This window comes from Achromobacter pulmonis (genome assembly GCF_021733725.1).
Taxonomy (GTDB): domain Bacteria; phylum Pseudomonadota; class Gammaproteobacteria; order Burkholderiales; family Burkholderiaceae_B; genus Achromobacter; species Achromobacter pulmonis.
Map to the genome: position 1 here is coordinate 51,375 of NZ_JAIFOT010000001.1, position 13,926 is coordinate 65,300.

At 67.9% G+C, this 13,926-nt stretch carries 15 protein-coding genes; 4 read left to right on the forward strand and 11 right to left on the reverse strand.

Features of this window, described 5'->3' with window-relative positions:
* Positions 1 to 15 precede the first annotated feature (15 nt).
* From K2W61_RS00265 to K2W61_RS00290, 6 genes are all read right to left on the reverse strand, one after another.
* The gene (locus tag K2W61_RS00265) at positions 16 to 711 is read right to left on the reverse strand and encodes a fumarylacetoacetate hydrolase family protein (protein ID WP_175132541.1); all 696 of its coding nucleotides are present in this window, start codon (positions 709 to 711) and stop codon (positions 16 to 18) included.
* An 82-nt stretch (positions 712 to 793) separates the two neighbouring features.
* Entirely contained in the window at positions 794 to 1,096 is a 303-nt protein-coding gene (locus K2W61_RS00270; protein WP_236754922.1) for a Dabb family protein, read from the reverse strand.
* Entirely contained in the window at positions 1,096 to 2,973 is a 1,878-nt protein-coding gene (locus K2W61_RS00275) for an ABC transporter permease (protein ID WP_236754923.1), read from the reverse strand. Before K2W61_RS00275 ends, K2W61_RS00270 begins: the two co-directional genes overlap by 1 nt.
* A gap of 13 nt (positions 2,974 to 2,986) precedes the next feature.
* Positions 2,987 to 3,679, reverse strand: coding sequence for an ABC transporter ATP-binding protein (locus K2W61_RS00280; protein ID WP_175132538.1), 693 nt, complete (start codon positions 3,677 to 3,679; stop codon positions 2,987 to 2,989).
* Complete coding sequence (locus tag K2W61_RS00285) at positions 3,679 to 4,440, reverse strand: ABC transporter ATP-binding protein (RefSeq protein ID WP_175132537.1); 762 nt, start codon at positions 4,438 to 4,440, stop codon at positions 3,679 to 3,681. Before K2W61_RS00285 ends, K2W61_RS00280 begins: the two co-directional genes overlap by 1 nt.
* A gap of 10 nt (positions 4,441 to 4,450) precedes the next feature.
* Complete coding sequence (locus K2W61_RS00290) at positions 4,451 to 5,230, reverse strand: SDR family NAD(P)-dependent oxidoreductase (RefSeq protein WP_175140846.1); 780 nt, start codon at positions 5,228 to 5,230, stop codon at positions 4,451 to 4,453.
* Between the two features lie 219 nt (positions 5,231 to 5,449).
* On the opposite strand from K2W61_RS00290, the gene K2W61_RS00295 reads away from it, so the two are divergent.
* The 4 genes from K2W61_RS00295 to K2W61_RS00310 all read left to right on the forward strand — a co-directional run bounded on the left by K2W61_RS00295 (position 5,450) and on the right by K2W61_RS00310 (position 8,754).
* Positions 5,450 to 5,848 carry a cupin domain-containing protein gene (locus K2W61_RS00295; protein ID WP_049072486.1) on the forward strand — a complete coding sequence of 133 codons (399 nt, stop codon included), beginning with the start codon at positions 5,450 to 5,452 and terminating at the stop codon, positions 5,846 to 5,848.
* 79 nt (positions 5,849 to 5,927) lie between these two features.
* Positions 5,928 to 7,139: an ABC transporter substrate-binding protein gene (locus K2W61_RS00300; protein WP_175140845.1), complete on the forward strand. Its 1,212-nt coding sequence runs from the start codon at positions 5,928 to 5,930 to the stop codon at positions 7,137 to 7,139.
* Entirely contained in the window at positions 7,136 to 7,900 is a 765-nt protein-coding gene (locus K2W61_RS00305; protein ID WP_236754924.1) for an SDR family NAD(P)-dependent oxidoreductase, read from the forward strand. Before K2W61_RS00300 ends, K2W61_RS00305 begins: the two co-directional genes overlap by 4 nt.
* Before the next feature lie 14 nt (positions 7,901 to 7,914).
* Positions 7,915 to 8,754, forward strand: coding sequence for an IclR family transcriptional regulator (locus K2W61_RS00310; RefSeq protein WP_175140843.1), 840 nt, complete (start codon positions 7,915 to 7,917; stop codon positions 8,752 to 8,754).
* Here the strand turns inward: K2W61_RS00310 and ppa are convergent, their stop codons facing one another.
* The 5 genes from ppa to hemC are packed head-to-tail and all read right to left on the reverse strand — an operon-like array spanning position 8,755 to position 13,921.
* A complete protein-coding gene (gene ppa, locus K2W61_RS00315) occupies positions 8,755 to 9,285 on the reverse strand; it encodes an inorganic diphosphatase (protein ID WP_054433335.1) in 531 nt (176 codons plus the stop codon).
* A 29-nt stretch (positions 9,286 to 9,314) separates the two neighbouring features.
* Positions 9,315 to 10,943, reverse strand: a complete 1,629-nt coding sequence (locus tag K2W61_RS00320) for a heme biosynthesis HemY N-terminal domain-containing protein (protein WP_175140842.1) — start codon at positions 10,941 to 10,943, stop codon at positions 9,315 to 9,317.
* Positions 10,944 to 10,948: 5 nt separating this feature from the next.
* On the reverse strand, positions 10,949 to 12,142 hold the full coding sequence (locus K2W61_RS00325; protein WP_175132531.1) for a uroporphyrinogen-III C-methyltransferase: 1,194 nt from the start codon (positions 12,140 to 12,142) through the stop codon (positions 10,949 to 10,951).
* Between the two features lie 37 nt (positions 12,143 to 12,179).
* Positions 12,180 to 12,977, reverse strand: a complete 798-nt coding sequence (locus K2W61_RS00330) for a uroporphyrinogen-III synthase (protein WP_175140841.1) — start codon at positions 12,975 to 12,977, stop codon at positions 12,180 to 12,182.
* Positions 12,977 to 13,921: a hydroxymethylbilane synthase gene (gene hemC / locus K2W61_RS00335; protein WP_175132529.1), complete on the reverse strand. Its 945-nt coding sequence runs from the start codon at positions 13,919 to 13,921 to the stop codon at positions 12,977 to 12,979. Before hemC ends, K2W61_RS00330 begins: the two co-directional genes overlap by 1 nt.
* Positions 13,922 to 13,926: the final 5 nt, after the last annotated feature.

A 13,926-nucleotide genomic window follows, 5' to 3' on the forward strand; every position in this document is an offset into this window, starting at 1 on the left:
GTTCCCGGGCGTACTTTAAACGATCTGGACGCGAAGTTCGCCCAGGCCTTCCACCCCACCGGTGATGACATCGCCCTGCACCACGGCGCCCACGCCTTCGGGCGTGCCGGTGAAGATGATGTCGCCGGGTTGCAACTCGAACAGACCCGACAGGTAGGCAATGCTCTCGGGCACATTCCAGATCATCTGCGAGATATCGCTGGCCTGCTTGCGCTGGCCGTTGACGTCGAGCCAGATGGCGCCCTTGTCGAGCGTGCCGACCACGCTGCGCGGATGGATCGGGCCCAGCGGCGCCGACAGGTCGAAGGCCTTGCCCACTTCCCAGGGACGGCCCTGCTTCTTCATTTCGCCCTGCAGGTCGCGGCGGGTCATGTCCAGGCCCAGGGCGTAGCCCCAGACGCAGTCGTTGGCCTGTTCCACCGGGATATCGCGGCCGCCCTTGCCCAGCACCACCACCAGCTCCATTTCGTAGTGCAGGTTGGAGGTCTTGGGCGGGTAAGGCATCTTGCCGGTCTCGCCGTCGGCCACGCTGAGCACCGCGTCGGCGGGCTTGCAGAAGAAAAACGGATCTTCACGGCCGGTGAAACCCATTTCCTTGGCGTGCTCGGCATAGTTGCGGCCGACGCAGTAGACGCGGCGCACCGGGAACAATGCGGCGCTGCCGGCAACGGGAACCGCGGTCTGCGGCTGGGGAGGCAATACGTAGTCCATGATCTATCAACCTATGACGGGTGGAACGGTCCGGTGGCAAAAAATCATTCGCGAGTGTAGCCCTTTCCGGAAACGGGAATATTCAGGGATTTGTAGGGATTTCCCCGTCGTACACCACGATGCGCTCGATGAAGCCGGCCATATAGGCTTTCATGTCCTGGTGCGCGGGCGATACCTGGTAGCGCTCGTGCGCGGCGGCGTCAAGAAAGCCCGCCACCACGGCATGGGTCAGGCCATCCGAACGGCTGGCCGCATTGGGCCGGAAAGCGTAGATCGCCACCCCGTCGCACTCCCCCAGGATGCGGGCGCAGTAGCCCTGCACCCGCTCATGGAAGCGCGCATCGGCGGCGCCGGAGAGTTGCAACATCACCACATGCAGGAACATCACGACTCCTTTTTCGCGCCGGCCATGGCCAGCCAGGCGCGCGACACCAGACCCATGATGCCGTCGCGGAACAACAAGACGCAGAGGATGAAGATGGCGCCCTGCACGATCAGCACCCAGGAGCCGAGCGGCGCCAGGAAATTCTGCAGCGACACGAAGGTGAACGCGCCGGCCAGCGGCCCGAACACCGTGCCGATGCCGCCCAGCAGCGCCATCAGCACCACCTCGCCGTTGGCGTGCCAGTGCACGTCGGTCAGCGACGCCACGCCGAATACCAGGACCTTCAAGCCGCCGGCCAGGCCCGCCACCGCAGCCGATAACGTGAAGGCCAGCAGCTTGTAGCGCGAGGTCGAATACCCCAGCGACCGGGCGCGCTGCTCGTTGTCGCGCACCGAGCGGATCACCTCGCCGAACGGCGAATTCAGTACCCGCAACACGAAGGCGTAGCCCAACGCGAACACCGCCAGCGTGAAGTAGTACATCGGCATCACGCTGTCCAGGTCGAACAGGCCGAACAGCTTGCCGCGCGGCACGCTCTGCAGACCGTCCTCGCCCCCGGTGAAGCCGGCCTGTACCGCGATGAAGTACACCAGCTGCGACAGGGCCAGCGTGATCATGGCGAAGTAGATGCCCTGGCGGCGGATGGCGATGGCGCCGAACGCCAGCCCCAGCAGGCCGCCGGTCAGCACCCCGGCCAGCAGGCCCAGCTCCGGCGTGGCGCCCAGCAGCTTCATGACGATGCCGGTGGCGTACGCCGCCGCGCCGAAGAAGGCCGCGTGACCGAACGACAGCAGGCCGACATAGCCCACCAGCAGATTGAACGCGGCGGCGAACAGCGCGAAGCACAGCACCTTCATCAGGAACGTGGGGTAGACGAACCAGGGCGCGGCCAGCGCCACCACGGCCAGGCCCGCCATGCACCTGCGCATGGCGCGTCGGCCCAATTGCACCGGCTCGCGCGTGGCCTCGGCCGCCAGTACGTTCTGCACCTGCAGCGGCTTGCCGAACAGGCCGGCTGGCTTGCACAGCAGCACCAGCACCATGATGAGGAAGATCGCCAGATTGGCGGCCTCCGGATAGAACACCTTGGTCAGCCCCTCGATGATGCCGAGCCCGAAACCGCTGACGATGGCCCCCATGATCGATCCCATGCCGCCGATCACCACCACCGCGAACACCACCACCACCAGGTTCGAGCCCATCATCGGACTGACCTGGTAGATGGGCGCGGCGATCACCCCGGCCACCGAGGCCAGCGCCACGCCCAGCGCATAGGTCAGCGTGATCAACAGCGGCACGTTGATGCCGAAGGAACGCACGATGGTCGGGTTCTCGGTGGCGGCGCGCAGCATCGCGCCGACCCGGGTCTTTTCGATCAGCACCCAAACCGCCAGGCACAGCACCAGCGACACCACCACCGCCCAGCCGCGGTACCAGGGCAGGAACATGAAACCCAGGTTGATGCCGCCCGACAATGCCTTGGGAATGGTGTAAGGCAGCCCCGACACGCCGTAGGCCTGGCGCAACCCCCCCTCGATCAGCAAGGCGATGCCGAAGGTCAGCAGCAGACCGTAGAGGTGGTCCATGCGGTAGGTGCGCGAGATCAGCGCGCGCTCGACCACGATGGCGAAGGCCGCCATGATGAGCGGCACCAGCACCAACGCGGCCCAATAGTTCACGCCCAGGTAGTTCAACAGCATCCAGGCCAGGAAGGCGCCCGCCGTGTACTGCGCGCCGTGGGCGAAGTTGATGATGTTCAACAGGCCGAAAATCACCGCCAGCCCGATCGAGAGCAAGGCATAGAACGAACCGTTGATCAGGCCGAGCAGGAGCTGGCCGAACAGTGCCGAAGATGGCACGCCAAAAATTTCGAACACAGGATTCTCCCCTTCAGACACCCAGGTGGCGCGCGATCCGCTCGGGATCGATGCGCGCCTCCTGCGCCGACAACTGGTCGACCACGCGGCCATGCTCCATCACGTAGTGGCGGTCGGCCACCTTGGTGGCGAAGCGGAAATTCTGCTCGACCAGCACAATGGTGAAGCCGCGCTCCTTGAGCGTGCGGATGGCCTGCCCGATCTGCTGCACGATCACCGGCGCCAGGCCCTCGGTGGGCTCATCCAGCAAGATCAGCTGGGCGCCGGTGCGCAGGATGCGGGCGATGGCCAGCATCTGCTGCTCGCCGCCCGACAGGTTGCCGCCGGAGCTGCCGCTGCGCTCGCGCAGGTTGGGAAACAGGGCGTAGATCTCGTCCAGCGACATGCCGCCGTCGGCCAGGCGCGGCGGCAGCAGCAGGTTCTCGGTCACGTCCAGGCTGCGGAACACCGCCCGCTCTTCCGGGCAATACACCACGCCCAGGCGTGGGATGCGGTGCGGCGCCATACCCACGGTTTCCTGGCCGTTCAGCCGGATCGAGCCACGGCGCTTGTCCAGAATGCCCATGACGGCGCGCAGCGTGGTGGTCTTGCCCGCGCCATTGCGGCCCAGGATGGTGACCAGTTCGCCGCGCCGCACCTCGATGTCGACGCCATGCAGCACATGCGATTCGCCATACCAGGCGTTGAGGTCCTTGATCGACAACATCAGTCATCCCCCTCGTCGGCGCCCATGTAGGCGGTGATGACGCGCTCGTCGCGCGACACGGTGGCGTAATCACCCTGCGCCAGCACCGCGCCGCGCGCCAGCACCGTGATGGAATCGGACAGGTCCGCCACCACCGACAGATTGTGTTCCACCATCAGGATGCTGCGGTTGGCCGAGACCCGGCGGATCAACGCCGCGATGCGCGCCACGTCCTCCTGGCCCAGGCCGGCCATGGGCTCGTCCAGCAGCATCACATCGGGCTCCAGGGCCAGCGTCATGGCAATCTCCAGCGCGCGCTTGCGGCCATAGGGCAGCAAGGCCGCCGTGGTGTCGGCCAGGTCAGCCAGGCCGACCGCCTCCAGCAAGGCCAGGCCCTGGTCGTTAAGACGATCGACGCTGCGGCGGCTGCGCCAGAAGCGCATGCCATCGCCGTGCTGGCGCATCAGCGCCACGCGCATGTTCTGCAAGACGGTCAGCCCCAGGAACACCGCCGAGATCTGGAACGAGCGCACGATGCCCAGGCGCGCGATCTGCTCCGGCGCCAGCGCGGTGATGTCGCGGCCGCGATAATGGATCACGCCCTGGTCGGGCGCCAGGAACTTGGTCAGCAGGTTGAAGCAGGTGGTCTTGCCGGCGCCGTTGGGGCCGATCAAGGCATGAATGGAACCTTCCCGCAGGGCCAGGGAGACGCCGTCGACGGCGTTGAAGCCGCCGAACCGCTTGACCAGCCCCTGGGCGGACAGAACCGCTTGGGTGTTCATGACCGTCCTCCTACATGCGGGCCAACAGGCCGCCGTCGATCGCCAGCACGTGGCCGTTGACGAATGCGGCGCCGGGCGAGGCCAGGTACACCACGGCGGGCGCCACGTCCTCGGGCGTGGCCCAGCGCCCCACCGGCACCGCCGTCGCCAGGAACGACTGGAACTGCGGATTGTCCTGCAGCCCCTGGGTGAAATCGGTGCGCACGAACCCGGGCGCGAGCGCGTTGCAGGTGACGCCCTGGCCGCCATACTCGACCGCCAGCGCGCGCGTGAACGCGGCGATCGCGCCCTTGGCGGTGGCGTAGGCAGCAATGTTCGGCATGGTGGCCTGGCCCGCGACCGACGACATCAGCACGATGCGGCCGAAGCCGCGCACCGCCATGGCGGGCAGCACCGCGCGGGCGCAATGGAAGGCGCCATTGACGTGGACGTTCTGCAACGCCTGCCATTCGGCGGGCGTCATCTCGACCACCGGCTTGCGGTTCTGATTGCCGGCATTGCTGACCAGCACGTCGATGGCGATGCCATCGGCCTGCAGCCGCGCAATGGCCTCGGCCACGGCGGCGCCGTCGGCCACGTCGAACACCGCGCTGCGCGCATCGATCCCGGCCGCGGCCAATTGGGCGCAGGCGGCGTCGCAGGCGTCCCGCGACAGGTCATTGATCACCACATGCGCGCCCGCCCGGCCCAGGCCGGCGGCGATCGCATACCCCAGCCCGCGCGCGCCGCCCGTCACCAGCGCGGTGCGCCCGGCCAACCCGAAGGTCTGGCCCAGATAGTCCTGATTCAAGCTTGTCTCCTTGTTCTATAGGCACCGGATCTCTCGGCGCCGCGGCTTTCGGAAGGGGGTATCCCGAAGATTGCGGCGCCCTGGTCCGGCCCGTGTCGCTCCGTTTTCATCGCGGGAAAACGTGATTGACATAAATCTCAATATACGCGACTATTTTTAAACACTCAATAACAAGATTTTTATCTTTTCTTCCATAACGAGTTTTGGCTAGGAGACATCATGGCCCTCGAAACCCCTGGCTGCCCTGCGGCCAATGCGCTGCCGCCGCTGGCATCGCGCTTCCTGAAGGTTGACGAACTGCCCTGGAAACCCACACAGGTCGAAGGCATCGACATGAAGGTGCTGATGCAGGACAAGGAGTCCGGACTGCTGACGGCCCTGTTCCGCTGGCAACCCGGCACCGAGTTGCCGCTGCATGAGCATGTCGAGGTCGAGCAGACCTATGTGCTGGAAGGCTCGATCGTCGACGCCGAAGGCGAAGTGCGCGCCGGAGACTACGTCTGGCGCCCGCGCGGCAACCGCCATGTGGCGCGCGCGCCGCATGGCGCGCTGGTGCTGAGCTTCTTCCTGAAACCCAATCTGTTCATCGACGCCTACGCCGGCCAGACGCTGGAATAGGCATCGCCCCGGCAAGACCCGCGCGACCGTCCGGCACAGGGCGGCGCGCCCAGACATAAGCCCCCGAGGAGACAAAACCATGAAGATCCGTTTCAAGCATTGCCTGGCCGCCTGCGCGCTGGGCACGGTAGCCCTGTCGGCCCAGGCCCAGGTATCGGACGACGTCGTCAAGATCGGCGTGCTGGGCGACCAGTCCGGCATGATGGCCGACTTGTCCGGCAAGTTCGGCGTCGAGGCCGTGAAAATGGCCGTCGAGGATTTCGGCGGCACGGTGCTGGGCAAGCCGATCGAGGTGGTGTCCGCCGACCACCAGAACAAGGTCGACATCGGCGTGTCCATTGCCCGACGTTGGTACGAGAATGACCAGGTCGACCTGATCCTGGACGTACCCAACTCGGCCATCGCCCTGGCCGTGCAGGACCTGACCCGGCAGATGAAGCGCGTGGTGATCTTCACCAGCGCCGGCTCGGCCGACCTGACCGGCAAGGCCTGCTCGCCCAACGGCATGCACTGGACCTACGACACCTACGCCTACGCCACCGGCGTGGCCAACGGCGTGATGGAAGATGGCGGCAAGAGCTGGTACTTCATCACCTCCGATTACGCCTTCGGCCATTCGCTCGAACGCGATGCCATGGCGGTGGTCAAGGCCCACGGCGGCCAGGTGGTGGGCAGTGTGCGCCATCCCATCGCCAGCGCCGATTTCTCGTCCTTCCTGCTGCAGGCGCAGGCCTCCAAGGCCCAGGTGATCGGCCTGGCCAATGGCAGCGGCGACACCATCAACAGCATCAAGCAGGCCTTCGAGTTTGGCATCATGGGCAGCAAGCAGCGCGTCGCCGCCCTGTTCATGAGCATCGTCGACGTGCGCAGCGTCGGGCTGGAATACGCCCAGGGGCTGAACCTGGTGGAGCCGTTCTACTGGGACCAGGACGACAAGGCGCGGCAATGGTCCGAACGCTTCTTCAAACGCACCGGCCGCATGCCTTCGATGGTGCAGGCCAGCAACTACAGCGCCACCATGCACTACCTGAACGCGGTCAAGGCCGCCGGCACCGATGGTTCCGAGGCGGTGCTCAAAAAGATGCACGACACGCCCATCAACGACTTCATGACCGAGAACGGCCGCATCCGAGAGGATGGCCGCGTGATGCGCGACCTGTACCTGTTCCAGGTGAAGAAGCCGTCGGAATCCAAGCGCGACTGGGACTATTACAAGCTGGTGCGCAAGATCCCCGCCGAACAGGCATTCCGCCCGCTGGACCAGGGCGGCTGCGCGCTGGTGAAACGATGAGCGGCGGCCCGCTCGGACTACTGGCCGGCAAGCGGGCCGTCGTCACGGGGGGCGCCAACCCCCGTGGCATCGGCGCGGCCGTCGTGGCGCAATGCCTGGCGCAAGGCGCCAGCGTTGCCGTGCTGGACCGCGACTATGCCGAAACCGGCGACGCCACCCTTGCCCATGGCCGCGTCAACCTGTATTGCGATATCGCCAGCGCCGCCTCCTGCGAACAGGCCGTCGGCCTGGCGGCGCAGGCGCTTGGCGGCATTGACGTGCTGGTGAACAACGCCGGCATCGTCGCCGCCACCCGCATCTGGGAACTGCCCGAGGATGAGTTCCGCCGCATGATCGACGTCAACCTGACCGGCACCTACAACGTCACCCGCGCCGCCCTGCCACGCCTGCTGGAGAGCGACCGCGGCCCGGCCATCGTCACCCTGGGCTCGACCGCGGCGCTGCGCGGCGGCGGGCTGCTGGGCGGCTCGCACTATGCCGCCTCCAAGGGCGGGGTGATCAGTTTCACCAAGGCGCTGGCGCGGGAACTGGGGCCGCGCGGGGTGCGCGCCAACTGCGTCGCCCCCGGCATCATCGAGACCGACATGACACGGGGAAAATTCGGCGAAAATTGGGAGCAAGAACTCAAACAGGGCATTCCGCTGCAACGCTTCGGCACCCCGGCCGATGTGGCGCGGGCCATTCTGTTCCTGGCCTCGGACCTGTCCTCCTACTCAACCGGCATCGTGGTCGACGTCAACGGCGGCTTCCACATTCACTAGGCGCGTCAGCAGCAATGAGCACTCCCGATCGCATGTTGTCCATTCTCGATCTCTTCCGCGACGACACCACCGCCGCGTTCCAGGAGGACGTCATGGCGCATCTGGATTGCTCACGCGCCACGGCCTACCGCTATCTCAAGTCGCTGACCGAGAGCGGCCTGCTGGCGCCCACCGCGGGCGGCGCCTATGTGCTCGGCTCACGCATCATCGAGCTCGACCGGCACCTGCGCCAGCACGACCCGCTGATGCGCGCGGCGCGCGAGGTGATGCGCGCCACCGGCGACGAGCTCAACGCCAACTTGATGCTGTGCAGCTATTACGGCGACAAGGTGATGTGCGTGGACCGCTACTGGACCGACCACTCGATCGAGTCGAGCTACGCGCGTGGCCGCCCCTTCCCGATGTTCCGGGGCGCCACCGCCAAGCCCATCCTGGCCAACCTGCCGCCCTACCAGCTGCGCAACCTGATGCTGTGGCACGCCAGCGAAATCCGCGAGGCCGGGCTGGGCGAAGACTGGGATGCCTTTCGCGCCAATCTCAAGCAGTTGCGCGCGGCCGGCGTGTGCGTGTCGCACGGCGAGGTCGATCCGGGATTGATGGGCATCGGCTCGGCGATCTTCACGCCGGACCAGAAGGTGGTGGGCAGCCTGGTGTTCATCGCCGCCCAGGCGCGCACCCCGCCCGCGCGGCTGGCGCTGCTGCGGGAACGCATCCAGGCCGCGGCGGCGCAGGTCACCCAGAACCTGCAGGGCCTGCAAGACAACGGCGCGGCGGCGATCGGCATCATGCCGTCGCGGCCGCGCCGCCAGAAAGCGCCCGCCGGTACGACACCGGCGCGGCGCGGCAAGGCCTGATCAGGCCTTGTTGTAGCGCTCGGCGCTCTTGACGATTTCCTCGTGGGCGGCGTCGACGCCCTTCCAGCCCTTGACCTTGACCCACTTGCCCTTTTCCAGGTCCTTGTAGTGTTCGAAGAAGTGCTGGATGCGGGCCGTGTCTTCGGCCGGCAGGTCTTCGTAGGACTTGATGTTGCGGTACGGGGGATACAGCTTCTCGATCGGCACGGCCAGCAGCTTGGCGTCGCCACCCGACTCGTCATCCATTTCCAGCACGCCGATGGCGCGGCAGCGCACCACGGCGCCGATCTGGATCGGGAACGGGGTCAGCACCAGCACGTCGGCGGGGTCGCCGTCTTCCGACAGGGTCTGCGGGATGTAGCCGTAGTTGCACGGATAGTGCATGGCCGTCAGCATGAAGCGGTCGACGAAGATCGCGCCCGATTCCTTGTCGACCTCATACTTCACCGGGTCGGCGTTCATGGGAATCTCGATGATGACATTGAAGTCTTCCGGCAGCTTCTTGCCGGGGGACACGCGGTCATAACTCATGATTGAACCTTGTCAGTCTGAAAAGAGGATCAAAGCGAACCGTCGTCCTTGAACGGCGGTTTGGTGGTCGGCACCGGCACGGCGGCCGGCGTGGCCGGCGCGGGCGCCGACGGCTTGGGCGCGGCCGGGCTGCTGGCCGTTGAATAGGTGGGCACGGGGTTGTCGAATGCCGCCGCGGGAATCGGCGCGCTGTCGAAATACTCGTCGATGTCGGACGTGCCTCCGGCCAGCGGGGCTTCTTCGGGCGCCAGCGCGCGCGCCTGCTGTTCCTTGCTGACGCGGGCATCCGGATCCAGCACGTAGTCCGAGGCGGACGCCGCCACGGCCGGTGGCAGGGAGGGATAGTCGCCGCCGATCTCGGCATCGCCATCGGACAGCCCCACCGCATAGCCGCCTTCGGCATCCAGGCGATAGGGATCAGAACCCGTGTCGGCGGCCGGCAGCGCCGCGTCGGCGGCCAGCACCGGCAATGCCATGCTGGCGGCGGTTGCCAGGCGCCAATGGCGCACGGCGTCGGCCGGGCGGTCGAGGCGATCGTACAGGCTGCCCAGCAGCGCATGGGTCTGGGCATCATTGCGACGCGACAGGCTGCGCAGCAGATAGCGCTCGGCCTGGCCCCACAGCTGGCCGTTCAGGCACAGCATGCCCAGCGCAGTCAGCAGGTCCGGGTCGGTGGGACGCTGTTGCAGCCAGGTCTCGGCCTTGGCCAGACGGCGCGAAACCTGCTCGGCATCGCAACGGGCATAGGCGGCCACCAGGGCGGGATTGAACTTGACGGCGATGGCCGCCTCGAGCACCTTGGCCGCATCGCCGGCCTCGCCCGCCGCCTCGAACGCGGCGGCGCCCGCCAGCGCGATCTCGGGCAGCAGGCGCTCCTCGGACCTCAGATCCTTCCAGACGGCGCGCCAGGCGCCGTTGGCGGCGCCCGCGCGCAGCCGCGCCGCGCCCGCCACGTCGATCAGGTGGTCACCTTCGCCACGGGCCAGCGCATTGCGGCGCAACAGGCCGCGGGCCAACGTGAAGACCTGTTCGTCATGGCGCAGGGCGGTATGTGCGCGCAGCAGCAAGCGCATGGTGTGCAGATGGCGCGCGCCGCCGTCGGCCAATGGCGCCAGCACCGCCAGCGCGCGCTCGGCGTGGCCCTGGTCGAGGAGCATATCGGCCGAGACCGTGGCGGTGGCCTCCACCAGTCCGGGCTCGGCGCCCGCCTGCTCCTGGGCGGTGGCCAGCAGGCGGTCGCGGCGATCGAATTCGCCCAGGCCATGCGCCGCGCGGGCGGCCGACAGGGCGGCCAGCACGCGGCGAGTCTGCACCTTGGTCTGGTCCAGCAGGCGCGTCAGGTCTTTCTCGGCGTGCGAGTAACGGCCTTCGAGCAGGCCGATCCAGCCGCGTTCGAGCAGTTCGTGATCGCGCGCCTGGGCCCGCTTGCCGCGCCAGGCGCGCACACGATCGGGAATGGCAAGCAGCCAGGCCAGCAGGCGCAGGCCCACGTACAGCACCACGAATGCCGCCACGATCAGCAGCACGGCCAACGTCAGCGACATCGAGATGCGCCATGGCCAGACCAGCAGCAATACATTGCCGGAATGGGAACGCAGCACCACCGCCAGGGTGACGGCGATGACGGCGAGCAGCAGAGTCCAGAACCAGGTACGCATGGGCCTTAGTCCTGCTCGCTGGTCTTGAAGCCGGCGGCGCGCAGCGCGGCCACGGCGTTCAGGCTGTCGGACACGTCGGGCATGCGCACGGCGATGTCGGTTTGCGCCAGTTCGCGCGCCAGGTTCTGGGCCGCGACAGTATCGGGAGAGCGAGTGTCGAAGTACTTGGCCAGCGTGGTGCCGACGTTGTCGAGCTCGCTCTTCCAGACCGTGGGCTGGCGCATCAGCATGGCCAGTTGCACGGTCAGCAGGCGCTGGCGCAGCGTGCCACGCACCTGGTCGGCCTGTTCCGGCGACAGCAGCAGCGCGGCCGGTTCGTCGACGCGCTGGATGGTGATCAGGCCCCCCAGCTCATGCGCCAGCGCCGCGCCGGCACGACCGGGCCAGGATGCCACCTCGGCGCGCCAACGTTGCCACCAGGGCGCATCGGCCGGCAGCGCGGCCTGCGGATCGACCGCCGCCGGCGCGGGCGTGGCCGGACGGGTCTGGCCGGCGGGCGCGATGCCCGGCGCGGCGGCGTCCGGCACCAGCAGCGGCGCCTTGCCGACCAGTGCGGTCAGACGCTCGATGCGGGCCGATTGGGCGGGGATGTCGACCGTGGACACGGCGCGCAGGCGGTCCAGGTCGCCATTGATCGCTTGCTGCAGGCTGGAGAAACGCGGACGGTCGGCGCGGGCCAGGCGCGATTGCGCCGTCTCCAGCGCGACAATGGCATTGGAGACGTTGCCGGCCAGCCGCAGTTGCTGGCTGCCGATGGTCAGCAGGCGCTCGACGTCGTTGGCCAGCAGCTCGTCGCTGGCGCTGTCGTTGAAGTTCTGCCAGGCCTGTTGCAAGGCGTTGTACTGGCTCTGGGTCTCGCGCACGCTTTGCTCGAGATCGGCCAGGCGGCCGGCCTGGGCCTGCGCCAGGGCCAGGGCCTCGCGGGTGTCCCTGCGCGCCTGCGCCACATCGGTCGTCAGCGTCTCCAGGCGCGACGCGACCTCACGGCCGGCGCTCACGAACTGGGTGCGTTGCAGCCACAGGGCATAGCCCAGGCCCACGGCCAGCAGGATGACGATGATGAGGGCGGTCAGCAGCGGGCCACTGCCCCGCTTGGCTGCACGGGACTTGACGGCATCGGCCGGAGCCGATGCGGGGGCGCTGGCGCCCGGGGCGGCCGATTGAACGGCCGGATCGGTAGCGAGAGTCTTGTCTGTCATGACGCGATTGTATTCGGTGTCCGTGCGGTGCAACGAATCAAGCGGCAACAAAAGCCTGGAAAATCGACTCGTCGTTGGGCAAGCAGATTTTTACCATTGCTTGCGGACCGCTGTCAGGCACGCGCCCGGCCAGGGAGGGATGCGTCAGCACGAAGCCGCAATCCGCCCACCAGGCATCCAGGCCGGCCGCCAGCAGGTGGTTGCGCACGGCGTCGGCGCCCTCGCCACTGGTGATGAGCCAGGTGGGCTTGACCCCCTGCCCGGCCCACCGCCGCAGGCGCGCGAACTCGGACGCGTCCCACGGCGCCGGCCGGCGTGCATAGGCCGCATGACGTGTCACGGCAACGCCATGCGCCTGCAACTGGTCGCCCAGCCAATCGCGCCCCTGCGTACCGCGCACCAGCAAGACGCGGGCTGGCAGACGCGGCAAGCCGCGAAGCACGTCCCAGAGCGCCTCGGAATCGTGGCTGGGGGCCTGGTCGCCTGGATGCAGCACTGTTGTATTCGCGCCAAAAGCCGGCAACTCATGCAGCCCCGCGGCGCTGGCCGGGCCGACGGTGGCGGCGACGACGGCCGGCGGCCAGCTTTGCGGACCGCCGGCCTGCGCCAGTTGATCGAGATAGCATCGCGCAGCGTTGGCGCTGACGAATATGACCAGGTCGAAGTGCGCCGGCCGCGGCAGGTCGGCGGCGGCGGGCAACGGCTGGATTTCGAGGGCCGGCAGGACGCAGGTCGTCCAGCCGGCGCCGCGCAGGCGCTGGGCCAGCGCCTCATTGCGACCGGCGGGCCGGGTCAGGACGGCCACGCGCGGCGCTTGGGCGACGGCCCCGTCCATCACTCGGGCGCGGCGTCTTGCAACAGTTCGTCGAGGATGGCCTGGGCGCCGGCATCGAACAGCTCGGCGGCCACCGCTTCGCCCAGCGCCTGCGCCTGGACCACCGGACCGCTACGCTCAGCGCGCAGCATGCGCGTGCCGTCGGGCGAGGCCACCAGCGCGCGCACGTTCAGGCGGTCGCCCTCGATTTCGGCGTAGGCCGCCAGCGGCACCTGACAGGAGCCGCCCAGGCGGCGCGACACCGCGCGTTCGGCCAGCGCGATCGACGTGGCGCCTGCATCGTTCAGCGGCGCCAGCCAGGCGCGCAGATCGTCCCGGTCATCGCGGATCTCGATGGTCAGCGCGCCCTGCCCGGCCGCCGGCAGGCAATCGGCCGGATCGAGCAGGCCACGGATGCGGTCGGCCAGGCCGAGCCGGTACAGACCGGCGGCCGCCAGCACGATGGCGTCGTATTCGCCGCGGTCGAGCTTGGCCAGACGGGTGTCGAGGTTGCCGCGCAGCGGCTTGACCACCAACTGCGGATGACGCGCGCGGATCTGCGATTCGCGCCGCAGGCTGGAGGTGCCCACGACGGCGCCGGCCGGCAGGTCGGCCAGCGTGGCATGACGATTGGAGACGAAGGCATCGCGCGGATCGGCGCGATCGAGCACGGCGCACAACTCGAACGGCGCCTGCAGATCCACCGGCATGTCCTTCAGGCAATGCACGGCCAGATCGGCACGGCCGTCGAGCAGGGCGTTTTCGAGTTCCTTGACGAAGAGCCCCTTGCCACCGACCTTGGACAGGGTGCGGTCGAGGATCTGGTCGCCGCGGGTCGTCAGGGTGAGAAGTTCAACCGCGCACGCCGGGTACAGCGTGCGCAGCCGATCGCGCACATGCTCGGCTTGCCACAAGGCAAGCCGGCTGGCGCGGGTCGCGATGACCAGGCGTTGCGGTAGCGACACGTCGC